Raw genomic sequence first — 22,707 nt, forward strand, 5'->3', positions numbered from 1 at the left:
CTATCAGCAGGATTTGCCATAATTCATCTCGCCTTCCTTTTGCCTTGCGCGGATCTGGTATCTCTTTGAGATAATCAACTAGACTATTACTCATTTTCTGGCTTATTTAACTTTATTGGATTAAATTATTACAAAATACCTCTACGTCTGTCACTAGCCTTTTTCTGGTTCCTCCTAACCTTTCTTGAAATAACCCTGCTCCTTGGGAGAGGGGCTGGGGGTGAGGGAAAATTCTCTCACCGAAATTATCCTCGATCGCCTAGTCACCCTCAACACCCAACGCGCCGAAGAAGAACGTAACGGACACATACGCTGGCTCCGTCCCGAATACCAAGCACCCAACGAAGTCCGCACCCAAACCATCATCGAAGGCGTTGGCGAAAGTGAAGAAGTGGCGATCGCCCCTGCCGAAGTCAAAACATTCCCCAAACAACCCAAAGACCAACTCGCCGCCATTCGCGACCTCCTCCGCACCAGCAACAACCCTTGGACGATCGCCCAAATCGCCGCCCAATTTAAAAACGGTAGCAGAAATAAAAATGCGATCGCCGAAAATCTCGAACGTCTAGAATGGTTCGGTATCTTGCACAGTCATGAAGTTGGACAAATCAAATACTGGCAACATCTTGATACCCAGCAAGCAAGCTGAATAAAAAAGTTACAATACAGCAATAATTAGCTCTCACTAAGGAACATAGCAACCATGACAGAGTTACTCGAACGCACAATTACCCAACTAAAAACATTATCTGTCGAGCAACAAGATGCGATCGCCATGATAATTTTAGAAGAACTCGAAGATGAAATTCAATGGAATAATTCATTTGAACGTTCCCAAGACGTACTTGCAAACCTAGCTAAAGAAGCAATGTCTGAATATCATGCAGGCAAAACTCAAGAATTGGATTTAGAAACCTTGTGAAATCTTCACTCTATAATTTAGAACAGATAACGGAGAAAAACACCAATGGTAACGACAATAGAAAAGCCACAAATTCTCTCCCTTGAAGCATTTCTTGCTCTTCCCGAAACTCAACCCGCCAGTGAATATGCTAACGGATTTATCACCCCAAAAGCCATGCCCAAAGGAAAACACAGCCGTATTCAAACCCGTTTTGCCAGAACCATTGATCAAGTTACTGAAGAACCCAAAATAGCGCTTGCCCTCACCGAATTACGTTGCACCTTTGCAGGACGTTCCATCGTCGCAGACATTGCGGTAATCCGTTGGCAAAACCTCCCGCTCGATCCTGATGGTGAAATTAGTAATCAGTTTAGTCACGCTCCTGACTGGATTATTGAAATACTTTCACCTGACCAGTCCCCTGTTTTAGTGATCGAAAAAATTCTCTTTTGCCTCAGTCAAGGCAGCGAAATCGGGTGGTTACTCGATCCCGCCACTAAATCCGTCATGATCTTTCAAAATGGCTCCACCCAAATATATTTTGCCACAGCCGAAAATCCCCAACCTTTAACCGTCTTAACAGGCTTAGAGAATTTGCAGATTACCGCCCAAGATATTTTTGCTTGGCTAAAAGTTTAGCGACATTAAGAACGTTACATTGCTCTAACATTTCTCCACATAAGGAAGACTTCCCGCTTATGCATACATCGCTTTGCACTCAAATCCAAACTCAGACAATTCTTGAAAGCGTTGCAAAGGGACGCTTTCAAGAATTGTCTTGTGGTTTGTTGAATGGGAAATTGTTGTAAATGCGTCCTCGCCAACTTTTGGGCTTAGTTAGAGCAGAAATCCAGATGCGGATGACAGCGATCGGATCGGCGAGTGGAGATAGCCAAAACCAAAAGCCAACTTCTGTATAGCTAGTCCGAATCCCGAATACCAGTAAGCAACGAATGGAAACGAGAAAAGCATTGAGCCAGAATAATGTATTTATGAATAGGGATGGAATAGGTTGCCAAACTGATAGAGCGATTAATAAGGGAATCGGTAAACCCTGTACGGCAGTGAGTAATACACAATCAGCAAAGGTTTGGCTCGGTGTTGCCGCATCCTTAAGATCTAGCGATCGCCCCCATTCGCGCCAAGTTTCCGCCATTGAGGTATACATCCGCACCTGCATTAAAGCGGCTCCATCGAGAAAGCCCACTTTCGCTCCCTTTTGGGCGGCGGCTCTAGCAAGGGTGACATCGTCACAAAAGGAAGACTTTGCTAATTCATAACCATTCAATTCCACTAGCTTTGATCGCTTCGATAAAAAGCATTGCCCATTTGCCATCACCCGATCTTCGGTAAACTGGGTGCGATCGCCCGTTGCTCCAAAACGGAAAATCAGCGTAATTAAGAGCGCAGGTTGAAGCCATTGTTCTCCTGCGGTTTTGAGAATAAACTTAGGCGATAGGGACACGATATCAAAATTATCTTCCGTTGCTTTCTGCACAAAACTCGCCACTAATCCTTTTTGCGGCAAAGTATCAGCATCAATTCCCAAGATCCATTCACTAGCAGGATCACTATTCAAAAATCCATTATGTAAAGCCCAAGGACGACCAACCCAACCCTCTGGTAAAGGATCATCGGTAACTAGCTTCAGAGGAATTGGGAAATCCTGTTGCAATTTTTGGACATATTCAGGAGTGCCATCCTGCGATCGGCTATCGACGACAATAATTTCCCTAGCCGCTTGATCGCGCAATCCTTCTAAGCAGGTGGGTAAGCGATCAATTTCATTGAGTGTAGGGATCACAATCGAAACCTGCGGATTTTGCTGGGCTAGGGCTTCGGCGGCTGGCTCAAGGGGGAGTAAAGGCGGCGTGCGATCGCGAGCCGTGCTAAGACGTTTGAGCAGTACAAGGGTAGCGAGAACCTGTAGCAACAAAAACGCGAGGGAAAAGATTAATAAAAAAAGCGGATTATTCAATTTCGATAGAGATACGTACTTTCTAGAAGCCGATCCTACCGTAATTTGAGCCGTGCTTTGCACGGCTCAAAGGGTAATTATTCTTCTAACAAACTTCTAAGCATCCATGCAGTTTTTTCATGGACTTGGAGACGCTGAGTTAACAGATCGGCAGTTGGTTCGTCATTAGCTTTTTCAGCGATCGGGAAAATCGAACGCGCAGTCCTGACCACCGATTCTTGTCCTTCCACTAACAACTTAATCATTTCCGTTGCCTTGGGAACTCCCTCTGTTTCAGGAATGGAGGTGAGTTTCGCATAGGCGGAATAGGTTGCGGGGGCAGGAATACCAAGGGAGCGAATCCGCTCGGCAATTAGGTCAACAGCCAGAGAGAGTTCGGTATATTGCGCCTCAAACATCAAATGCAAAGTATTAAACATTGGCCCCGTAACATTCCAATGGAAATTATGGGTTTTGAGGTAAAGAGTGTAGGTGTCAGCCAATAAACGCGAGAGTCCCTCCGCGATCGCCGTCCGATCTTCTTCAGAAATACCGATATTAATTGTGCCAGATAGCTCCTTATCAGCAGATTTATCTTTGTTTTTGCCCATGTTGATATGTTTTTGACAGTTCTTGAAGAATTATAGCTATTCAGTTAACCGTAAAAAAGTAACCGATCGGTGCTTCTTAGCCTTTATTTCAGCTTCGCAATAAATTAGGGTGTGCAGCGAAGCCGCACACCCTAATTATTCACTAAACAAAAAAGCTTGCCTAGCAGGCTTTTTTGTTTAATACTCAATGGTCATACTTTCATAGGTTACGCCACGAGTTGTTTGGATACGCTCTGCTGGTTTAGCCTTAATTTTTTTCACAAATTGCTCCTCAGACATTTCCGCACTCACCGCATTATTCTCCACATCTAGATCTAGTTGCGCGAGATTGCGATCCAATTCGGCAAGGCGATCTAGGATTTGTTGTTTGCGATCGCATACTCTGACTAACTCCTCCTGCAACCGCTCTTTCTCATTGGCGAGTTGATGCATCTGGATATACAGCGCCGAAGGGGTTTTACGCAAAGGCATAGAACGCAACTTAGGCTGAATGGGGCGGCGAGAGACACGAGAAATAGTCATAGGTTTAGCCCTGATAGACAATGTAGTATCACAATTAAAAATGGCTATGCCATTTCTAATTTGAAAAAACTTAAATTATTTCGGATTATTGGGCGTAGTCTCAAAGAATACCTTATACAAAATGAAGCCAACTAGCGCCAGAATGCCGATAGAAATTGCGGATGTTACTAATTTAAACACAAAATTTAGAATTGTAAAGGCAACTAGCCCAATTACCACGATCGCCGCAATTTTGGTTGCCCCATTTAGGCTATTCACCCAAGCAATGAGGCTCTCTACACCAGTTTTTGCTGCTTCTACGCTTTGACCGACTGCCACAAATTCAGGCTCAGCGCGTTTATTAGGATCTTGAGATTGGCTATTCGCCTGTTGCTTGCCCATCACTTCGCGCTCTAATTCGCGAAAGCGTTCTTCAAGGTTATCAGTTTGACTCATAGCAGAAAGTATAAAAATCTATGGCTCATTCTACTGCATGTATAGCTGTCGCCTGTCTTGTTAGGAAATAAAAGCCAAATATTGTGAGGCGGCGCAACGCGCCGCCTCACAATATTTGAGTTTTGTAATAAATCGATGCTTCGCATCGATTTATTACAAACTGACGAGATTATCTCGGTGAATTACGGTTTCTTCTCCGTCAAAGCCTAGCAATCTGGGAATATCCTCCGATTGGGAGCCAAGAATGCGAACAATATCGTTACTGCTGTAATTGGAAATGCCTCTGGCGATTTCCTTGCCCTCCCGATCGCATAGGCTGACAGAATCATTGACATCAAATTTGCCTTCTACTTGGGTAATCCCCGCAGGCAAAAGCGATCGCCCCTTACGGATCACCGCATTTACCGCACCATCATCTAAAAACAACTTGCCCATAGTTACCATGCCATAGGCAATCCAGCGTTTACGGGCGTTAACCGTTTTCGGTTGAGCCGCAAATTGCGTGCCGAAATTTTCTCCCTTGAGAATGGCAGCGAGGCGATCGGGAAAAGCGCCCCGCGTAATCACGGTGCGGACTCCTGCGGCGGAAGCAATTCGGGCGGCATCGAGTTTAGTGGTCATACCACCCGTTCCCCACTGAGTGCCGCCACCTTGAGCACCCAACGCTTGCTTCTCGCCGATCGCTTGGCGCAGATCCTGAAGCTCGGTATATTCCACAAACTCAATGGGTTTTGCGTCAGGATTTTGACGGGGGTCATCGGAATAAAGGCGATCGACATCGGTTAATAGAAATAGCCAATCCGCCTCAATCAAACTGGCGACCAAAGCCGAAAGCGTATCATTATCGCCAAACTTCAATTCATCGACGGCTACGGTGTCATTCTCATTCACAATTGGCACAACACCCAGTTCTAGCAATTCCTGAAAAGTAGCATGAACATTCATGTAATGCTGTCGCTGAATCAGATTGCCGCGCGTTAGCAAAACCTGCGCTACAGGTTGATTGAGCGATCCAAAAAAGTCATCATAAATCCGCATTAATCGCCCTTGTCCAACAGCAGCGACGGCTTGCTTTTTGGAGATTTTACGCGGACGTTGCTTTAGTCCGAGACGACCGCAACCAATGCCCACGGCTCCCGATGAGACTAAAACTACACTATGCCCCTCGCGCCGCAAATGGACAACCGCTTCTACTAATTTGGCGATCGTCGCTAGTTGTAAATCCCCTGATTCAGGATGGGTCAGACTAGACGTGCCAATTTTAATAACAATAATCTGCGGTTGCATTTTTTCCAGCCAAAATAAAAGATTGCTTCTACTAGCAAAGCCAGCAAAAACAGGCTTTTATCCTATCGCAATTCAAAACCCAAATAAAGGCGGCCCAAAACGCCGCCTTTATTTGGGTTTAGAGGTTCCAATAATTTGTTCTAGCTTTAAGCCAGCCATTTTTGCGCCATTTTTCCACAATTGGCAAAACTTTCTCCCGCAATTCTAGATGTTGTAATCCTCGCGGCAAGGCGATCGCTAAGCTATGTAACGCTAACGGATTACCAATGATCGCATAATCTGGATTTTCCTTGAGCCATTGGGTCAGGCTACTGCGATCGCCCACGAAAGCTTTAACTTTTCCTGATTGCAAAGCTGCTAGCCCGTCAGCATAGGAGCTTGCACCAATAATGGCTGCCTTAGGAAATTGTGATTGAATCGCGGCGATCGCTGCCGAATTTTTGAGAACTGCAATCGCCATCGGTTGATTAATTTCCTGAGCAGTAGTGCCAATTTTGGCGATCGCGATCGTGCTGTCTGTGTAATAGGGCAGCGAAAAATCAATTAAGCGCGACCGATTGCCAGTTACGGTAATTTGAGCGATCGCCAAATCAACTTGACTAGTCGCCAAAGCGGACAGGCGATCGCGATTTTTGAGTGGCACAAGCTCGACAGGAATATTTAGCTCTTTACCTAATTCACGAGCTATATCAATTTCTAGCCCAGATAAATTGCCATTGCGATCGCGAAATCCTAAAGGCGGTAGATTATCTTTGACACCAATAATTAACTTGCCTCGCTTTTGAACCTTAGTTAGGGTATCAATCTGCCCTGAGGCGATCGCCACCTTATCGAGATAGGGGTACTCTAAATAATTTCCAAAGCTTAACCAAGAGGTAGCTACAAAACAAAGCGTTAAAGGTTTAAAAAAAATAAATTTTCCCATTTTAACTAACGGAATATGTGATTTAGATTAAGATCACGCCATGATGCAAATTATTTAAAGCCGCGGCATCTATATCGTTGCCTCTCAAATCGATGCGCTCTAAATTTGTCAGATTGCATATTTCGGGCGGTAAAGATGTCAAGTGGTTATAGGATAAATCTAGCTCTGTAATATTAGTTAAATTCCCAATTTCCGAGGGCAAACAAGTTAATTGATTACTACCCAGATAGAGATCGCTTAATTCGGTCAAATAGCCAATTTCCACAGGTAAACTCGACAGCTGATTTTTTCGCAGATCTAACTCATTTAAGCTAGAGAGATAGGCGATTTCTATCGGCAGAGTTTCCAGTTGATTTTCACAAAGATCGAGCCATGTTAAAAATTTTAGGTTGCCAATTTCAGGGGGTAAAGTCGTTAAATAATTACTATTTAAATCAAGTCTTGCCAGAATTGTTAGATCGCCAATATGCGAAGGGATACTTTCAATTTTGTTTTCTGCTAAATTTAAAACCGACAAGTTCTTGAGCTTAGTAATCGCCTCTGGTAAAGACTCGAACTCATTACATTCTAAGTGTAACCAAGCGAGATTTTTTAAATTGACGATCGCGTCAGGAATTGAGGTTAATTGATTTTCACTTAAATAGAGCCATACTAATTTGGTTAACTTGCCAATTTCATCAGGAACTACCGTCATTTGTAGTTCACTCAGATATAACGAGGTTGCCTCAGAAATGCGTGCGTTTTCAATTGCTTCAAGGATTTCTTGTTCGTTCATTGTCCATTCCATTTATGGCACTAGCAGTGCAAATTGATAATTATCGTTTTACCTATAGCCTAGAGGGAAAATCAAACTACCCTGCGATTTTATTTTTGCATGGATTTATGGGCGATCGCTTGGAGTTTCAACCAGCGATCACCGCTTTGTCAAAACATTTTTATTGTGTAGCGATCGATTTACCAGCACATGGTCAGACCCAGATCCCTGAGCAAGATTGCTACTACACAATACAAGCAACTGCAAAGGCTGTGATAAGTTTTTTGAATTTTCTTCATATAAATAAGTGCGATCTCGTCGGTTATTCCATGGGCGGACGGTTGGCTTTATATTTAACGATCCATTTTCCCAACTATTTTCATCGAGTTGTTCTAGAGTCCGCCTCCGCAGGCTTAACTACGGCGCAAGCAAGAAGCGATCGCTTGGCTCAAGATCATCAACTTGCCACAAGACTCGAAAATTTCACAGATTGTGAGTTTCGGGATTTTCTCGAAAGTTGGTATCAACAAGTTATCTTTGCCAATTTGCGATCGCACCCCAATTTTCCCCAGATGCTAGCCCACAGACTGAATAACTCACCGAGATTATTAGCTAAATCTTTACGAAATTTTAGTACTGGCACTCAGCCGTCATTATGGGAGGAGCTAGCCCAAAATCAAATTCCTTTGCTCTTAATTGCTGGCGAGTTAGATCATAAATTTGTCCAGCTTAATCAACAGGTAGCCAAATTATGTCAGTCAGCAAAATTAGAAATTATGCCTAACTGTGGTCACAATACCCATTTTGAAAATAGCGATCTATTTATTCAAAAAGTTTTAAATTTTTTAATTTACTCCCCACCCAAGAATTAGCTGTGCGGCGCTTCGCGCCGCACAGCTAATTCTTGGGGAGGAAAGGGAGTAGCATCGTCGCTATAAATCTGTTGGAAAATTCTTTAAAGTTGTGCTTTGCACAACTTTAAAGAATTTCCTCTAATTGCCTACAGAAGCAATATTTCTAGAATCAGGACGATTTGCAGGATTAAAAAGTAAGGACTCAAAAGAAGAGTCGCGATTGCCCAGACTTTCGTAGAAAAAGAAGGAAAATCCGTCAAACGCAAGCTCACGGGCAATTTTTACTTGTCCCTTAATTTGTCGCATATCGACATTCTGAACCCTTAAGCCCGTCAAAATTCCCACTGCTACGGGAATCTTTTGGCGGATTTCTTGCCACTCAGGATTAGATAATTCTCGTTGATAGTCCTCAATGTTATCGCGATAGACCTGAACTACTAATTCATCCACATATCCTAAATAAACCCATGTATACCAATCTTGTAAATACTTAACATAGGAAAAATTTCGAGGATTTGGAGACAAAGAAATGAGGCAATTGGGCTTAATAGCTCTTACAGCTTTAGAAAGCTTTTGCATTAACTTTGTGACATGCCTAGCCCGCCAGCTTATCCATTGAGGATCATTAAAGTCATCGGGGGGAAGTTTGCCAAAATGATCTTTTTTATACAAGGCGATCGTGTAATCGTCATATCCCAGTTCGGCGGGCATTCCAAAATGATCATCTAACTGAATGCCATCCACATCATATTTAGAGACCACTTCTACGATTAAGTCAGTCAAGAATTTTTGGACTTCAGGTTTTGCAGGATTCAGCCAAACTAAACGATGTTGATTATTTTCACCATGCACAAATACTCGAGAGCCATCCCTGCGTTTAGTTATCCAATCGGGGTGGCGACGCATTAATTCTGAGCCATCTTCAGTCATCAGTCCATACTCAAACCACGGAATCACCGCAAATTTCTGATCATGCCCAAATTCAAGGGTTTCCGCGAGGATGTCACGATTTTTAAGTTCAGGCGAAGGATCGATCGCTACGCCAAAATATTTGTCCGCAACCTTGCTGGGATAAAGGGTATGCCCACCATTCCAAACAGTGGGATAAAGGGTATTAAACTTGAGCCGCTTTAAGCGGGTAATCGCCTGCTGGAGGCGTTGGGTTGAGAACAAAACATTGCTATCAACGTTTGTGAGCCAAATGCCTCGGAGTTCATTGTTATTAGTTGGTCGGAGCTGGATTTGATTGGTGGGCGGCTCGGCTGGGCTTATAGCATTATTGCTAACGGGTGTTTGCGCTACCGCCCAAAAAGGAAAGTTGATCATCAAGGCGATCGCTAATCCTAAGAAGCTCAACAATAGGAGGCGTAATCTTGACTGCCAAGATCCAGAATTAAATTTCCCCATAATAAACTGAGCTAGTTAAGCTCTAACTCCTCACATTTAGGCTTTAAACTGTTTTCGCTTAATTATTGTAAATAATAATTGCTAATAATTTCTAATACCAAACTAATAAATTATTGAGGCGCTTTGCACCTCAATAATTTGAGAGAGTGCGCCCCTTGGGGCGCACTCTCTCAAATTATTGAGGATGGCTACATATTCTTATTTACTTGATGCCCTAATAAATTGCGATTCATTTCGAGGATGGGACACAACAGATCAGACACATTTTTGGGCAGAAGCTGTTTAACCACATCTTGCATGACGAGGTAAGTAATATCACAAGCTTCCTGTGCGCCAAAGGCTTGCATAATCGTCTGAAACCAATATAAAAACTGCTGACGCAAAAGCTCTGGGTCGTCCAACAAAACCGTCATTGCCGAATGGCGCAACACCCGAAAAGTATCTTGTTTCCACTTAGCTTGCATATCTTCGCCTTTGGGCAATAATACTTTGGGGTAGGAAGATTGAAGCTTGGCAAGCACAGTTTCTACGATCTCTTTCTCCACAGCTTTGATGCGTTGATAAGCCTCAACCCTTGAGTCAAAAGATCCAATGTAGGTGTCCATAAACTGCAATTCATCATCGCTGGCATAGCGTCCATCTACATTTGTCCCTAATTGTTGCAGTTTACTTAACATAGTTAAAGGATACTTAGCTTAGTTTTATTGTAATTGGATGACTCTATAAAGGTTTTTCTTTTCCTTTAGGCAAAATAAAAACCTTTATAGAGCTATTCTATCTGCCTAGAAGAAGGAAATAATCAGCCACTTGAAGCATTATGTCTAGCGATCGCCGATTTTTTGTTACGATGCAGATTAATTGATTAACGTCTATGCGATCGCTCGCCGCAATATCCTGTCATGTTATCTGACAATGACCACATTGAAGGGCTGTTTCCAGAAGCGGCACAAAACTGGGACTTAAATCGGCTCTATACTGATTTACAAATTGCTAGTGGCAAGGAACTCAAACCTTTTGAAAAGGCTTGCTTAAGGGGTTTGCTATGTCGCTATCGTCCGGGGCAACTCGCCTTTAAGCTAACTTGGACTTCGGGGGCTTTGCGGGTTGAGCTAAATAAGGGTTTATATCGATCGCTCGAGGCGATCGCCGATCAGCCAATTAATACTTTGCGCTGGGAAAAAGTCCCCGAATGGCTCGAGGCAAAGGGCTATAAAATGCAGCGTCAAAACCTAAATGCCAGCAATGTTAGTTCTCAAGGCAATAGTGGAGCAAATCCACCCAAAAATTTAGTCGATTGGGGCGAAGCTCCCAATATTCAATTTTTTTATGGTCGTGCCGAAGAATTAGCTAAGCTTCAGCAATGGCTTGTAAGCGATCGCTGTCATCTGCTGGCGATTTGTGGCATGGGCGGCATTGGCAAAACTGCCCTAACGGTTAAATTAGTTGAAAGTATTCAGACCCAATTTGACTGCTTCATTTGGCGATCGCTTAGGGGCGCACAGCCAACGGCTCAACTAATTGCTGATCTCTTACAATTTCTCACCCCTTCCCCACAAACGGGTTGCAGTATTTCTGATTTGATCGAAGTTTTGCGCCAAAAGCGATGTCTAGTTGTCCTTGATGACTTTGAGGCAACCTTGCAAGATGGCGAGCTAGTGGGCGCATATCGTCAAGGTTGCGAAGGTCACGCCGAATTATTGCAACGGGTTGGCTCGGAACGTCATCAAAGTTCCTTAATTCTAATTGGACGCGAACAGCCCAAAGAAATCTCCATGAATCAAGGCGAAGATCAACCCATCCGCTATTACAAAGTGAATGGATTGCAGCGTCAAGGCGCTTTGGAGTTGCTCAGAGCTAGAGGATTTACAGGTTCTGAAAATGGTTTAGAAGCTCTTGTTCAGCAATATCGGGGCAATCCTTCTGCATTACGCATCGTGTCTGGCACAATTCAAGAACTCTTTAATGGCAATGTTTCGGAATTCTTAAAACAGACAGCCTTAGCTCTCGGTGATGTTCTCCGCACCTTGCTCTATCAACAATTTGAACGCCTTTCCAAACTCGAAAAAGATGTGTTGTATTGGCTCGCGATCAAGCATCGTCCTGTGTCCCTCGCGACCTTGCGTTCGGAGATGAATTTACAAGCCTCTGGTTCGGAATTAATTGATGCTCTTGAGTCTTTGCGATGGCGATCGCTTATTGAAAAGCTCACCGATCAAGGCGAAGTTATGTTTTTATTAGAGCCTGTGGTCTTGAAATATGTAAATCGTCAATTTGTCGAAGAAGTTGGTAAGGAGATTATGGCGATCGCCTCTCAACAAAATCTCAAATCTGTTAATCTCCTCCAAAGTCACGTTCTCGTCGAAGATCACGCCCCTGATTCAATTCGGGCTATGCAAATCCGCTTAGTCCTTAAGCCAATTAAGGAAAAACTAAATAAAGCGATCGCTCAAAATAATACAGAACTTGACTCCCTTCGAGAGTTGCTCGCCACCAATCCACAAAGTCCAAACAATCAAGTCCCCAGCTATACCGAAGCAAATCTCGCCTTAATTGGCTTATGGTGGTAGAGAATTGGCGGCGCTTTGCGCCGCCAATTCTTGATGATTACCGATTCACACAAGTGTTACAGCGCTTTGTGCTGACTTAAAACCCAAAGAGCGAGTTGCGGCGCGAAGCGCCGCAACTCGCTCTTTGGGTTTTGGTTTGTACTGGCTAACTCTTGCTTGGCTATATTACTTAGTGGAACCGCGATAGATACGATTCGCTTGTTCGGGAGACATCCATGAAGGTAAATCACCAACATTGCTATTGCTAGGTTGCACCTGAGCAGAACCCTTTTGATAAGCTGATGGAATTGGAGGTGCGTCAGTATGGACAAAATGCTCATTGGCTGTGCTAGTAGCATTCGCTAACAGAGTTTGAGGAACTTCAAACTCGTCGGTTTCAGGATTGTAGGCTAGCACTTCTCCTGTCTCAATGTCATAAATCCAGCCATAGATTGACATCTTATTTTGATGCAATTTCGAGCGAATCACAGGATAGGTTTTAAGATTTTCGATCTGGGTGACGACGTTTTCTGCCATCGTAATTGTTAGCAATTCTTCGCCCTTAATATCGGCATAATTTTCTTGAATTAGGCGGCGCGTGGACTCAGCGTGCTGCAACCATTCATAGACGAGGGGCATTTCGGTACGGAGCTTTTCTAGCTTGAGCAAGCCCTTCATTGCGCCACAGTTAGAATGTCCGCAGATAATTACCTGCTCAATTCCAAGGACATGGATCGCATATTCGATCGCCGCACCTTCACCACCATTCGCAGCACCAAAGGGCGGCACTAAGTTTCCTGCATTACGGATGACAAATAGCTCACCCACGCCCGATTGGGTAATCAAATGCGGCACGATCCGCGAATCGGAGCAGGTGATAAACAAAACGCGGGGCTTCTGACCTTCGGCGAGTTGTTCAAATATTTCTTGATTAGCAGGAAAATAGGACGACTGAAACTTGTGTAAACCCTTTAGTAGCTTTCTCATATACCAGTGTTGACTCAGGATGCAACAATTTATTGCGTAAATAGCAAGAAACTAACCACTAAAAGTGGTTAGTTTCTCAGGTACTAGTTTACAGCGCTTTGGGCGATCTCCAGAGCAAAACAAATTTTGCTGAAGTTTAGGAAGTGCTGCTTAGCAACCCTTCCTAAACTTTGAGGGTGAGGCGAATTGAGCCACTGGCGGATGCGGGGAGAACTACATTTTGGAGCGATCGCTTGATCAAATCAATCAGATTTTTATCGGTAATAGTAGAAGCCACATCATCAAGTACAAATCTGGCGAGTCTGCCATTCTGAATGGGGATCTCGAAGATCACCACTCCATTGGAGCCAGCAGGGACATTAATGGAACTTAACTGTTGTGTAATTAACTGTTGAGCCGTGGCAATATCCAGCCCAGTTAAGCCTGTAATGCTTACCACTTGAATTCGGGAACTAGGTGCTTGATCAGCCACCTTGAAATCTTCCGCAGGAGCGTTGGCATTGGCTCTAAGTCTAGGTTGCAATTGATCCTTACCCGTCACCTTAGTCTCATTGGATAAAATCACGGCTCCCTGTAATCGTCCAGAGGTACTAAAGGATGCAGGAGGGAGAGGGGAAAGATAGGGCGCACTGGCGGTTGGGGCGGCTGGTTTCGGTACGCCGCCAACCGTAGCATCATAGCTCACACCTTCAGGAATTAAGACAGGTACTTGAACTGTAACTTTCTCGCCTTCAGGATTGACGCGCACTTCTTCGCTGACTGCCACAAAGGCTGTGTATTGGGAAAGTAAGCGATAGTTGAGAGCAGTTTGGGTCACCGCATCAACCAGAGACTTCACTTCACCGCCAAACATCTGATTCATCAAGTCTTTAATACGCGCACGTCCCCAGAGTTGAGCAATTCCCAGATTACTATTCTCTCCACCGAAATTGATATCAAGGATTTGTTCGTAGCGCTCACCACCTGCGGCAATCCCTGTGATTTTTAGCTTGCCATTGGCGCGATCGCCTTTTTTACCAAAGAGAACTAGAGGCTGCTCAGCAAACAAATCGGGGGCATTGCTAGGATAGATTTCTGGGGCTGAGCCTTCACCCTCCCATTTCACTTGAATATTGGTGAGAACAGGATTGTTAATCTGACGGAAGAATTTCTCCGCAACTTCTTGAGTAGGCTCATCTTGACGCACAACTCGTGATGTGCCACGTCCCATTTCGGCAACTCGCTCTAGCAAATAGCGATTAACGGAACTACCGACCCCAAAGCTATAGAGACGGTTTCCTTTCTTCAATCTCTTTTGGACGGCGCTAATGACTTCATTATCATTGCCAATATAGCCATCCGTAATCAAGACAATACTCCGAATCCGACCATCACTGGGCGGCGGAAAGCTGGTAGCCACATTGATCCCATTCATTAATTCTGTACCACCATTGGCATCAATTTGATTGATATAGTTCAGAGCCTTTTGGCGATTGGCAGAGGTATTGGGCAATGGATAGCTAGAAAGCTGGCGGGTGGTGCTAGAGAAATCAATAATCGTGAAGGTATCATTGGGATTTAAACCGTTGATAAAGCGAGTCATCAATTCCCGTGATTTGATAATCGGATCGCCCGATTGCGAACCTGATGTATCCATCAAAAAGACCACATCTTTCGGCACGATTTGATCGGCTCGATAGGCGATCGCAGGAATTAAATAAGTCGCAAAGTGTGCGCCTTGGTCAGTAGTCGTGGTTAGCACCGTGGGGGCAGTGCGATCGCCGCTAACCTTGTAGCGCACAATCAAATCTTTATTGGGAATATTATCGCCATTGGCAAGTTTTAGTTCTACTTTTTCGCCATTATTTTTCACATCAAGGCGATGGGAAGTGGAATAGAGATTGCGAATGGGAACTCCTGCATCAATTTGTAAACTGACGCTAATATCATTTCCAGATCGCATTTCAGGACGGAGTACAGGGGGTGTAATTCTTGAAGCATCGGGAACTTGATTAGTATTGCCTTTAGAGTCAATGGCTTGTCCCGCAATATAGCGTGGTCCCACCACCATCGGGAATACAAATTCATAATCTCCTTTCTCAAATTTCAAGCTCTCGGTATAGCGAATCGTCACCTTGATTTGTTCCCTTGGTTTAATATTCGCTAGGGATTGCGTGAAAATATTATCGCGTTCTTGCTCTAGCAAACCTGCGGTGCGTCCTTCTTGTCTAGCCCGCTCATAGATTTCCTTCGCTTCCTCACGCTTTTTGATATTCCCCTTAATCACGCGATCGCCGATCTTAATTTCCATATCATCGACAGCCGCTTGATCGGGAAGAGGGAATACATAGATTGCTTCTAGGGGCTTATCGTAGGGATTTTGGAAGGTTTGGGTAACTTCTACTCGCGAGATGTTGCCTGATATTTTGCCCTTAACATCAGTATTGGTGAGGGTAAAAGGTTGCTGTTGGCGATCGCGAGTTTGCACATACAGCCCGCCAACAGGACGCTCTTTAAGGTTTTGCGTAGGCTCTGAGAGATTATTTGGGCGATCGCTGACTGGTTCGATAATTCCTGAAGTAATCATAGAGGTGGGCGTACTTAAAGGTTTACTCATGGGGTTAGACTGAGCTAATGTGCGATGGGCAACCATTCCCGCAAGGGCGATCGCTAGAGGTATAGCTATATAAATTGGCTTAATCGATTTCATGACAATGCGCTCCTCATTACCTACTGCTTCCTTAAACTAGGCAGTTGGCAAGCTGTTAATATTTCCTGATACTGAGTTTCCCAGCATTTGCGAAGCTTGATAAGTCAGTTGCATTTTTTGTAACGACAAAAATGCAACTGACTTATCAAGAAATGGCTACGCCATTTTTTAACTACAGCGCTTTGCGCTTTTTCAAAATTTACCTGTACTACACGAACCCAAGAAGAGAATGGCGGCGCTTCGCGCCGCCATTCTCTTCTTGGGTTCTACTCTAAACCTTGGCAAAGTTGATGGGGCAAACGTTCCATTACTCTTTTAAATGGTGCAGTGTCCCTCAGTCCATGAGATAAAATCAAGGCTCCTTGCATGGAAATCATCGCATCCTCAGCCCTTTCCCTAGCCAGTTTTTGATCTGATAATCCTGCCTTGACTAATACTTCAGCGATCGCCTCAATCCACAGGCAAAAAGCCCACTTAATTTGTTCGTGAAAAAGATCATCACTGGACTGCTGCATCACCAAAACTGACCAAAGGCAGGAGCTTTTTCCCTCATTAAAAAAGTTGCTAATTGAGGCAAACATATCTTGAAATTTAGCGATCGGCGGATCTTCGCGCTTCAAAATCTCCAAAATTCTCGTCTCTAGCAAATTATTCACATAACTAAGGGCTGTCTCTGCCATTTCTGCTTTACCCCTAGGGAAATGATGATAGAGACTAGCTTTGCCCAAGCCCGTTTCTTGGGAAATTTTGGAAAGTGTCACTCCCTCATAACCAAACTGCCGAAACAGTTTCAGGAGAATCGGGACATAGGTTTGTTTGGACATAGGTTTACCTGAGTGGCGGCGCAAAGCGCCGCCACTCCTCTTTTTTAATTTGTGGCAGATGTATTTACCTATTGACAATTATACCGAACGAACAGTACAGTATCAATATACCGAACGAACGGTACAAAAACATTCAAGGAAACATCAATGATTAAACTCCACGGTCACGAAATCTCTGGTAATAGCTACAAAGTCCGTTTGATGTTGTCACTACTTAATCTGGATTATGAATGGGTCAGGGTTGATCTAATGAAAGGCGAACATAAATCGCCAGAATATTTGGCAAAAAATCCCTTCGGTCAAGTGCCTTTATTGATCGATGACGAAATCACAATTGCTGATGGTCAGGCAATCTTGATCTATTTAGCCAGAAAATATGGTGGTGAACAATGGCTACCCACAGATGCTTTGCCGATGGCGCAGGTAATTCGCTGGTTGTCCACGGCTGCGGGTGAAGTGCGTCAGGGGCCAGAGAATGCTCGGCTCTTCTACTTATTTGGTGCGGGAACGAAGATCAATATTGAACGCGCCACCGAGAAATCTCATTTCATCCTCAAACAACTCGATCAACATTTGAGTACCCGAAATTGGCTAGAGTGCGATCGCCCTACGATTGCTGATATTGCCATCTATCCCTACATTTCCCTAGCTAAGGATGGCAAGATTGAACTTGATGCTTATATCCATGTTTTGAATTGGATAGAGCGATTTCAAAAACTTTCTGGCTATGTACCAATGGTAGGAGTTTAAACCGATGCCTAGACAATTTGGCACGATCGCTTTTACTCCCGCCGTGAAGGCCCTGCAAGAAAAAATGGGTTCCCGTGAGAACTACGAGCGCTTTGTGGCAAATGGAGCCGACAATAATACGGTCACTCCCGACATCGCTCAGTTTATTGCGAGTATGGAAGGCTTTTATCTGGGGACTGTTACTTCCAATGGTTATCCTTATATTCAGTTTCGAGGCGGCAAGTCAGGATTTTTAAAAGTTCTCGATGAGAAGACTTTAGGCTTTGCGGACTATCGCGGCAATGTGCAGTATATCTCTGTAGGTAATCTTTCAGAGCATAACAAAGCTTTTCTATTTTTAATGGATTATCGCAATCGCCGCCGCCTAAAAATCCTCGGTCGCGCAAGGATTGTCGAAAATGATCCGCATATCCTTGCTCAAGTCCAAGATCTAGACTATCCCGCGACCGTAGAACGGGCGATCGTTTTTGAGATCGAAGGCTGTGATTGGAACTGTCCGCAACATATTCCTGTGCGCTATTCGCAAGCTGAAGTGGAAGCATTGCAAGCTAAAATTAAAGAATTAGAGCAACTTCTAGCAGAGGCTAAAAACGCATAATTATGAAACTCCATGCAGATTTGAGCCAACGGGTTGTTGTCGAGAGTGAAGCCCTCAATTGGGTAGATTCTCCGATGATTGGCGTGCAGCGCCGAATGCTCGAACGCGATGGCGAAGAAGTGGCAAGGGCGACTTCAATTGTCCGCTATGCTCCTAACAGTTATTTCTCGGCACATACCCACGGCGGCGGCGAAGAGTTTTTGGTCTTAGATGGCATTTTTTCCGATGAATATGGTGACTATCCTGCGGGAACCTATATTCGCAATCCTGTAGGTTCCACCCATACGCCTTTTAGCAAAGATGGCTGCACGATTTTAGTTAAGCTCTGGCAGATGTATCCCGATGATCAACAACGAGTCGCGATCGCCACAAAGGAAATGCCTTGGGCGAATGGCTTAGTCAAAGGCTTGCAAGTCATGCCTCTCCATAGCTATGGAACCGAGAATGTTGCCCTAGTCAAATGGGATGTGGGTACATATTTTCAGCCACATCTGCATTTAGGCGGTGAAGAAATCTTCGTAGTTGACGGAGTCTTTGAGGATGAGTTTAGTACTTATCCCAAGGGTACTTGGATACGGAATCCTTGTGGCAGTCGGCACACACCGTTTAGCAAATCAGGATGCCTAATTTATGTCAAAGTTGGACATCTGAACGCCTCTAGTTTGGGAACCTGATGCTACTTAGCAGCAATTGATTGAAACTGCGATCGCTTCTAAATTAACCTAATTTAACTATTACCTAAATCCTAAAAATTATGGAAACTAAACCACCACTCCCACCATTTACCCTAGAAACTGCGAAAGCGAAAATCCAAGCTGCGGAAAATGCTTGGAATACTCGCGATCCCGATCGCGTGGCTCTTGCCTACACTGAAGATTCGGAATGGCGTAATCGTAATGAATTTGTGAAGGGACGTGATGAGATTAGGGAATTTCTCAAACGCAAATGGGCAAAAGAATTGGATTACCGATTGAAAAAAGAACTTTGGTGCTTCATGGACAATCGAATTGCAGTGCGATTTGAGTATGAATATCATGACGAAGCTGGCAATTGGTATCGCGCCTATGGCAATGAAAACTGGGAATTTGCCGAAAATGGTTTGATGATGCGGCGCTTTGCCAGCATTAATGACCTTGCTATCCAAGAAAGCGATCGCAAATTTCGCTGGGAACGTAACTAGCTAAAAAGGACTGCGATCGCAGTCCTTTTTTGTTCTTTTTTGTTACGGAGAGAGGGAGATTCGAACTCCCGTTAGGTGTGACCCTAAATCTGATTTCGAGTCAGACGCATTCAACCACTCTGCCATCTCTCCAATATGCTGTTTTAGCGTCTTTGATTAGCAAAGCAATTGCCATAATATCACAGTAAGCAAATTATTGAAACCCCCAAATAAAGCCTCATTCCCATCCCAGAATTAGTGATGCCGCGCGAAGCGCCACGTCACTAATCAATCCAAAGAATAAGATGCGGCGCTTCGCGCCGCATCTTATTCTTTGGATTGATCTACCGAAAACCTTTGCCCTGTGAAGATTCTGTCCAAATCATGATTTCTCCATCGGCATTAGCTGCCGCGAGCTTTTTACCCTGTGGTTGCCATTGCAAACCTGTAATCTCACCCATCGGAGTCTCCAGAGCTTGCACCCAATCCTTCGCATTTTTCCAAATAGCGATTCTGCCATTTTCATCAGCAGAAGCGAGGATTTCCGTTTTGGGCTTAAAGCTGATAAATCCTACAATACTGTTATGCCCCTTAATCACCTCTCCTTCCCAACCAACATTTAAGTCAGGATGCTTTTCCCAAACCACGACATCGGAAGCACTAGAAGAAGCGAGTAATGGAGAAGTCTTACTAGCCGACCAATCAAAGTTGCGAATCTTGCCCGGAAATCCCTGCATCCGCCAAGGCGAAGCATCAAAGTCATTACCGAGCCATTGCATCACCACCACCAGATTATCGAGAGTACTTGCCACTAGATATTCACCTGAATGATTCCATGCAATTTTTGCTGTCGCTGTAGGCATTTCAAAAACAATCGGATCTTCGTACCAGTCCTTTGCTTCCCAAACCTTAAGCCCACCATCACCGCCGACGCATAGGTATTCGCCACTGGGATGCCATGCGATCGCCAAGACAGTCGATTGCTCAAAATGCAAAGTGGTCACAATATCTAAAGTTTCTGCACTCCAGATCTGCACATATTTCCCTAAGCCAAAGGCAAATTCAGAACGGGTGGGATGCCAAATCAGATGCTCGATCCATGTTTTACCCAGATCGAGGGTGGCGGCGATCGCTGGTTGTTCTTCTGCTAAGTCCCAGACGCGCACTTTGCCATCTTGCCCCCCTGTCGCCAACCAACGCCCATCTGCCGAAAATCCTAAGCAGTCTACGGAGATTTCCGTGGGTGCTTGCAATTCCGTTTGCTTTTGAGCCAGATTATTCCCCGCCTTGGTATCGTCAAATAGCACTATTTCCCCTGAAGCTGTAGCTGCCGCCAGATATTTGCTATTGGGTGACCATGCGATCACCGTAATGTATTCGCTTAGGGTGATTTGGGCTTGGGGTTTGGGATTAAGGATGGGAAGGGTCTTAGGCTTTGGCATAGTGGTTATTATTTTTGCTCACTAAGCATCTTATCTCAGTATCGCGGTAGGCTCTTACAGCGCTTTGTGAACTTATGATTTTGGGCTGAGTTCTGGACAGAGAAAGTGAAGGTTAACACCGTGATCTTTAAGGGCTTGCTCATAGTTGCGCCAGTCGGAGTCAACGGCATTAGCGATCGCGGGTTGGGCTGGATGGGTGATGGCAACGGCAACAAATTTGCGATCGGACTTGTCAAAATTTTTAAGCGATTCTGAATCTGGGAATTCTACAAATTCATTTTCTGATATTTGTGTAATTGTCACTTGTTCACAACGGCTAGTGGCTTGATGATCCCAAACCCATTTTAAAAAAGCATCACCACTATTAGGTTGACCACTCATAGAGTTTTTGTTCATATATTCGCTAATAATAAGTCGATTACTATCAATTACGAGAGTCCCTGATTTTTGGATAGTTTCGAGATATTCGATACAAGTGAGTACGCAGGTTAGAGATGCTTGAGGTGCTTTTCTACTAGCAACAAGTAGAACATTGGTATCTACGATGTGATGCATTCTCACCCTTCCGTATTCATTTGGCGCTTGATAGCTGCTTTGTTCATTGCAACTATATCTCCCATTTCATCACCAAAGAATCCTTCGGGATAGTTGCAAATATTGCCATAATCATCAATATCGAGAGTAACTAATTCTGAATCTCCCTGATCGTTCATTTTACAAAAATAAAGTGCAGCATCTTCATTCGTAAATCCATCTTTTTCTTCAGCCATACGCCTTTGCAATCGCCTTAATAAATGTTCGCTATGGCTTTCGATGATGATTTGAATATTGCGGGTTTTGATGACTTCGATAAATATATCAGCGAGTCCTGCTTGAACTGATGGATGTAAATGGATTTCGGGTTGCTCAAATATGAGGGTTGCACCTTTGGGTGCGTAGTAGCATAAAACTAATATTGGTAATACTTGCGAAACTCCAAATCCAACATCAGTAATTAGTACTTCTGCCGAATTAGGGGTCTTCTGTACCAATATTTCATAATCACCACGATTAGTCGTAATTTTATTTACTCGAAACCCATGTATTAAGCCTAAATCTTTTAATGCTTTTGCAACAGAAAGCTCAACATCCAAGTTTTTCTTCCGAGATGCAAGAATTGCAGCAACTGTTAATTCCCCATATTTTCCGACATCCTTGGGACTCTCTCCAGACCATTGATAGGTTCTTTTAGGATATTCCCTCAAAGGTGCGAGATAGTAAGTATTTTGAAATAAATCGATAAAAGCTCCCATTAACTCTGACAAGTCAGTATTATTTAAAACACCAAAATTCTTTAATATTTTGGCACTATCTATTTCTTCAATATTGTAAAATATATCATCTAAATATTCTACTGAATCTTTCCATTCATCAAAAAAAGTTCCATCTTTACTCAGTAAGTAATCTTGATTGTTATCATTAATATTCAATCTTCTAACTTTGATTTGATTCCAACCGCAATCTCCGTCTATGGAATAGCCAGAGTCTAAATAACGATCAACAATAAAGTAGTAAGTAAAAAATTCAAAATTGATTTGATCTTGTTCAATATTAATTAATGACTCAAATTTCAAAGATTTATCGTATTGCTGATTCACAAAATACATTAGTGGTTTGTTATCATGCTTTGATTTTTGTGATTTTAGTGCATTAATGGTTTGAATTGATACGGCAATAGGTATCTGTAACATTGATATATCAATATATTTAGGAATCCATTCAAACTGAAATTTCAACTTTTCAGGTAATTGATGTCTGTGACTAATATCGTAATTAGTACCTAAATCAACATAGCTATATTGATCGCCGCCTAAATGCAAAATACGATTGCGATCGCTTGATTCCACAGTTTGCTTAAGCATCAACAAAAACTGCAAAATTGCCGTTTTCCCAGAACTATTCGTACCAAAAAATCCCGTCAGAGGAGCCATCCTAAACTCACCCGTATCAGCCCATGACTTAAAATTTTGAATGCGTAATTTTGTAAACATCGCGAGTTAAACCTAGTTAAAAACTA

At 43.6% G+C, this 22,707-nt stretch carries 24 protein-coding genes and 1 tRNA gene; 9 read left to right on the plus strand and 16 right to left on the minus strand.

Annotated features, from left to right (window positions below):
* Positions 1 to 220: 220 nt before the first annotated feature.
* Genes H6F42_RS13850 through H6F42_RS13860 form a run of 3 tightly spaced genes read left to right on the plus strand, consistent with a single transcriptional unit; the run spans position 221 to position 1,543 of the window.
* On the plus strand, positions 221 to 649 hold the full coding sequence (locus H6F42_RS13850; RefSeq protein ID WP_190399963.1) for a hypothetical protein: 429 nt from the start codon (positions 221 to 223) through the stop codon (positions 647 to 649).
* A 54-nt stretch (positions 650 to 703) separates the two neighbouring features.
* The gene (locus H6F42_RS13855; RefSeq protein WP_190399964.1) at positions 704 to 922 is read left to right on the plus strand and encodes a hypothetical protein; all 219 of its coding nucleotides are present in this window, start codon (positions 704 to 706) and stop codon (positions 920 to 922) included.
* A 45-nt stretch (positions 923 to 967) separates the two neighbouring features.
* Positions 968 to 1,543 carry a Uma2 family endonuclease gene (locus tag H6F42_RS13860; protein ID WP_190399965.1) on the plus strand — a complete coding sequence of 192 codons (576 nt, stop codon included), beginning with the start codon at positions 968 to 970 and terminating at the stop codon, positions 1,541 to 1,543.
* A 127-nt stretch (positions 1,544 to 1,670) separates the two neighbouring features.
* Here H6F42_RS13860 and H6F42_RS13865 read toward each other — a convergent pair whose 3' ends face one another.
* From H6F42_RS13865 to H6F42_RS13895, 7 genes are all read right to left on the minus strand, one after another.
* Positions 1,671 to 2,882 (minus strand): glycosyltransferase family 2 protein, encoded by a 1,212-nt coding sequence (locus H6F42_RS13865; RefSeq protein ID WP_190400199.1) that lies wholly within the window; start codon positions 2,880 to 2,882, stop codon positions 1,671 to 1,673.
* A gap of 77 nt (positions 2,883 to 2,959) precedes the next feature.
* On the minus strand, positions 2,960 to 3,472 hold the full coding sequence (locus H6F42_RS13870; RefSeq protein ID WP_190399966.1) for a Dps family protein: 513 nt from the start codon (positions 3,470 to 3,472) through the stop codon (positions 2,960 to 2,962).
* A gap of 177 nt (positions 3,473 to 3,649) precedes the next feature.
* A complete protein-coding gene (locus H6F42_RS13875) occupies positions 3,650 to 3,994 on the minus strand; it encodes a hypothetical protein (RefSeq protein WP_190399967.1) in 345 nt (114 codons plus the stop codon).
* A 75-nt stretch (positions 3,995 to 4,069) separates the two neighbouring features.
* Complete coding sequence (locus H6F42_RS13880; RefSeq protein ID WP_190399968.1) at positions 4,070 to 4,429, minus strand: hypothetical protein; 360 nt, start codon at positions 4,427 to 4,429, stop codon at positions 4,070 to 4,072.
* Positions 4,430 to 4,582: 153 nt separating this feature from the next.
* Positions 4,583 to 5,716: a glutamate 5-kinase gene (proB, locus tag H6F42_RS13885; RefSeq protein ID WP_190399969.1), complete on the minus strand. Its 1,134-nt coding sequence runs from the start codon at positions 5,714 to 5,716 to the stop codon at positions 4,583 to 4,585.
* 118 nt (positions 5,717 to 5,834) lie between these two features.
* Complete coding sequence (locus tag H6F42_RS13890; RefSeq protein ID WP_190399970.1) at positions 5,835 to 6,641, minus strand: transporter substrate-binding domain-containing protein; 807 nt, start codon at positions 6,639 to 6,641, stop codon at positions 5,835 to 5,837.
* Between the two features lie 22 nt (positions 6,642 to 6,663).
* Positions 6,664 to 7,416: a leucine-rich repeat domain-containing protein gene (locus H6F42_RS13895; RefSeq protein ID WP_190399971.1), complete on the minus strand. Its 753-nt coding sequence runs from the start codon at positions 7,414 to 7,416 to the stop codon at positions 6,664 to 6,666.
* A gap of 14 nt (positions 7,417 to 7,430) precedes the next feature.
* On the opposite strand from H6F42_RS13895, the gene menH reads away from it, so the two are divergent.
* A complete protein-coding gene (gene menH, locus H6F42_RS13900) occupies positions 7,431 to 8,267 on the plus strand; it encodes a 2-succinyl-6-hydroxy-2,4-cyclohexadiene-1-carboxylate synthase (RefSeq protein ID WP_190399972.1) in 837 nt (278 codons plus the stop codon).
* A gap of 120 nt (positions 8,268 to 8,387) precedes the next feature.
* Here the strand turns inward: menH and H6F42_RS13905 are convergent, their stop codons facing one another.
* Positions 8,388 to 9,656: a family 10 glycosylhydrolase gene (locus H6F42_RS13905; protein WP_190399973.1), complete on the minus strand. Its 1,269-nt coding sequence runs from the start codon at positions 9,654 to 9,656 to the stop codon at positions 8,388 to 8,390.
* A gap of 188 nt (positions 9,657 to 9,844) precedes the next feature.
* Positions 9,845 to 10,333 (minus strand): phycobilisome protein, encoded by a 489-nt coding sequence (locus H6F42_RS13910; RefSeq protein WP_190399974.1) that lies wholly within the window; start codon positions 10,331 to 10,333, stop codon positions 9,845 to 9,847.
* A 222-nt stretch (positions 10,334 to 10,555) separates the two neighbouring features.
* On the opposite strand from H6F42_RS13910, the gene H6F42_RS13915 reads away from it, so the two are divergent.
* Positions 10,556 to 12,223, plus strand: a complete 1,668-nt coding sequence (locus H6F42_RS13915) for an NB-ARC domain-containing protein (RefSeq protein WP_190399975.1) — start codon at positions 10,556 to 10,558, stop codon at positions 12,221 to 12,223.
* A 165-nt stretch (positions 12,224 to 12,388) separates the two neighbouring features.
* On the opposite strand, the gene H6F42_RS13920 is transcribed toward H6F42_RS13915, so the two are convergent.
* The 3 genes from H6F42_RS13920 to H6F42_RS13930 all read right to left on the minus strand — a co-directional run bounded on the left by H6F42_RS13920 (position 12,389) and on the right by H6F42_RS13930 (position 16,702).
* Positions 12,389 to 13,189: a carbonic anhydrase gene (locus H6F42_RS13920; protein ID WP_190399976.1), complete on the minus strand. Its 801-nt coding sequence runs from the start codon at positions 13,187 to 13,189 to the stop codon at positions 12,389 to 12,391.
* Between the two features lie 163 nt (positions 13,190 to 13,352).
* Positions 13,353 to 15,878: a VIT domain-containing protein gene (locus H6F42_RS13925; RefSeq protein WP_199289022.1), complete on the minus strand. Its 2,526-nt coding sequence runs from the start codon at positions 15,876 to 15,878 to the stop codon at positions 13,353 to 13,355.
* Between the two features lie 266 nt (positions 15,879 to 16,144).
* Positions 16,145 to 16,702, minus strand: coding sequence for a TetR/AcrR family transcriptional regulator (locus H6F42_RS13930; RefSeq protein ID WP_190399977.1), 558 nt, complete (start codon positions 16,700 to 16,702; stop codon positions 16,145 to 16,147).
* A gap of 147 nt (positions 16,703 to 16,849) precedes the next feature.
* On the opposite strand from H6F42_RS13930, the gene H6F42_RS13935 reads away from it, so the two are divergent.
* The 4 genes from H6F42_RS13935 to H6F42_RS13950 all read left to right on the plus strand — a co-directional run bounded on the left by H6F42_RS13935 (position 16,850) and on the right by H6F42_RS13950 (position 19,230).
* Positions 16,850 to 17,452: a glutathione S-transferase family protein gene (locus H6F42_RS13935; RefSeq protein WP_190399978.1), complete on the plus strand. Its 603-nt coding sequence runs from the start codon at positions 16,850 to 16,852 to the stop codon at positions 17,450 to 17,452.
* Positions 17,453 to 17,456: 4 nt separating this feature from the next.
* Positions 17,457 to 18,050: a pyridoxamine 5'-phosphate oxidase family protein gene (locus H6F42_RS13940; RefSeq protein WP_190399979.1), complete on the plus strand. Its 594-nt coding sequence runs from the start codon at positions 17,457 to 17,459 to the stop codon at positions 18,048 to 18,050.
* A gap of 2 nt (positions 18,051 to 18,052) precedes the next feature.
* The gene (locus H6F42_RS13945; protein ID WP_190399980.1) at positions 18,053 to 18,724 is read left to right on the plus strand and encodes a cupin domain-containing protein; all 672 of its coding nucleotides are present in this window, start codon (positions 18,053 to 18,055) and stop codon (positions 18,722 to 18,724) included.
* An 80-nt stretch (positions 18,725 to 18,804) separates the two neighbouring features.
* A complete protein-coding gene (locus tag H6F42_RS13950; RefSeq protein WP_190399981.1) occupies positions 18,805 to 19,230 on the plus strand; it encodes a nuclear transport factor 2 family protein in 426 nt (141 codons plus the stop codon).
* A gap of 45 nt (positions 19,231 to 19,275) precedes the next feature.
* Here the strand turns inward: H6F42_RS13950 and H6F42_RS13955 are convergent.
* The 4 genes from H6F42_RS13955 to H6F42_RS13970 form a co-directional block, all read right to left on the minus strand.
* A tRNA-Ser gene (locus H6F42_RS13955) sits at positions 19,276 to 19,362 on the minus strand.
* A gap of 191 nt (positions 19,363 to 19,553) precedes the next feature.
* A complete protein-coding gene (locus H6F42_RS13960; RefSeq protein WP_190399982.1) occupies positions 19,554 to 20,651 on the minus strand; it encodes a WD40 repeat domain-containing protein in 1,098 nt (365 codons plus the stop codon).
* A gap of 72 nt (positions 20,652 to 20,723) precedes the next feature.
* Positions 20,724 to 21,206, minus strand: a complete 483-nt coding sequence (locus tag H6F42_RS13965; RefSeq protein WP_190399983.1) for a hypothetical protein — start codon at positions 21,204 to 21,206, stop codon at positions 20,724 to 20,726.
* Between the two features lie 2 nt (positions 21,207 to 21,208).
* Entirely contained in the window at positions 21,209 to 22,681 is a 1,473-nt protein-coding gene (locus tag H6F42_RS13970; RefSeq protein ID WP_190399984.1) for a DUF3696 domain-containing protein, read from the minus strand.
* Positions 22,682 to 22,707 lie beyond the last annotated feature (26 nt).

Source organism: Pseudanabaena sp. FACHB-1998 (assembly GCF_014696355.1).
GTDB lineage: Bacteria > Cyanobacteriota > Cyanobacteriia > Pseudanabaenales > Pseudanabaenaceae > Pseudanabaena.

Excerpts from the sequence above, each read along its gene's own strand:
- H6F42_RS13855 (WP_190399964.1), top strand. The coding sequence starts at position 704 with ATGACAGAGTTACTCGAACGCACAATTACCCAACTAAAAACATTATCT.
- H6F42_RS13860 (WP_190399965.1), top strand. The coding sequence starts at position 968 with ATGGTAACGACAATAGAAAAGCCACAAATTCTCTCCCTTGAAGCATTT.
- H6F42_RS13870 (WP_190399966.1), bottom strand. The coding sequence starts at position 3,472 with ATGGGCAAAAACAAAGATAAATCTGCTGATAAGGAGCTATCTGGCACA.
- H6F42_RS13875 (WP_190399967.1), bottom strand. The coding sequence starts at position 3,994 with ATGACTATTTCTCGTGTCTCTCGCCGCCCCATTCAGCCTAAGTTGCGT.
- H6F42_RS13880 (WP_190399968.1), bottom strand. The coding sequence starts at position 4,429 with ATGAGTCAAACTGATAACCTTGAAGAACGCTTTCGCGAATTAGAGCGC.
- proB (WP_190399969.1), bottom strand. The coding sequence starts at position 5,716 with ATGCAACCGCAGATTATTGTTATTAAAATTGGCACGTCTAGTCTGACC.
- H6F42_RS13890 (WP_190399970.1), bottom strand. The coding sequence starts at position 6,641 with ATGGGAAAATTTATTTTTTTTAAACCTTTAACGCTTTGTTTTGTAGCT.
- H6F42_RS13895 (WP_190399971.1), bottom strand. The coding sequence starts at position 7,416 with ATGAACGAACAAGAAATCCTTGAAGCAATTGAAAACGCACGCATTTCT.
- menH (WP_190399972.1), top strand. The coding sequence starts at position 7,431 with ATGGCACTAGCAGTGCAAATTGATAATTATCGTTTTACCTATAGCCTA.
- H6F42_RS13905 (WP_190399973.1), bottom strand. The coding sequence starts at position 9,656 with ATGGGGAAATTTAATTCTGGATCTTGGCAGTCAAGATTACGCCTCCTA.
- H6F42_RS13910 (WP_190399974.1), bottom strand. The coding sequence starts at position 10,333 with ATGTTAAGTAAACTGCAACAATTAGGGACAAATGTAGATGGACGCTAT.
- H6F42_RS13915 (WP_190399975.1), top strand. The coding sequence starts at position 10,556 with ATGTTATCTGACAATGACCACATTGAAGGGCTGTTTCCAGAAGCGGCA.
- H6F42_RS13920 (WP_190399976.1), bottom strand. The coding sequence starts at position 13,189 with ATGAGAAAGCTACTAAAGGGTTTACACAAGTTTCAGTCGTCCTATTTT.
- H6F42_RS13925 (WP_199289022.1), bottom strand. The coding sequence starts at position 15,878 with ATGAAATCGATTAAGCCAATTTATATAGCTATACCTCTAGCGATCGCC.
- H6F42_RS13930 (WP_190399977.1), bottom strand. The coding sequence starts at position 16,702 with ATGTCCAAACAAACCTATGTCCCGATTCTCCTGAAACTGTTTCGGCAG.
- H6F42_RS13935 (WP_190399978.1), top strand. The coding sequence starts at position 16,850 with ATGATTAAACTCCACGGTCACGAAATCTCTGGTAATAGCTACAAAGTC.
- H6F42_RS13940 (WP_190399979.1), top strand. The coding sequence starts at position 17,457 with ATGCCTAGACAATTTGGCACGATCGCTTTTACTCCCGCCGTGAAGGCC.
- H6F42_RS13945 (WP_190399980.1), top strand. The coding sequence starts at position 18,053 with ATGAAACTCCATGCAGATTTGAGCCAACGGGTTGTTGTCGAGAGTGAA.
- H6F42_RS13950 (WP_190399981.1), top strand. The coding sequence starts at position 18,805 with ATGGAAACTAAACCACCACTCCCACCATTTACCCTAGAAACTGCGAAA.
- H6F42_RS13960 (WP_190399982.1), bottom strand. The coding sequence starts at position 20,651 with ATGCCAAAGCCTAAGACCCTTCCCATCCTTAATCCCAAACCCCAAGCC.
- H6F42_RS13965 (WP_190399983.1), bottom strand. The coding sequence starts at position 21,206 with ATGCATCACATCGTAGATACCAATGTTCTACTTGTTGCTAGTAGAAAA.
- H6F42_RS13970 (WP_190399984.1), bottom strand. The coding sequence starts at position 22,681 with ATGTTTACAAAATTACGCATTCAAAATTTTAAGTCATGGGCTGATACG.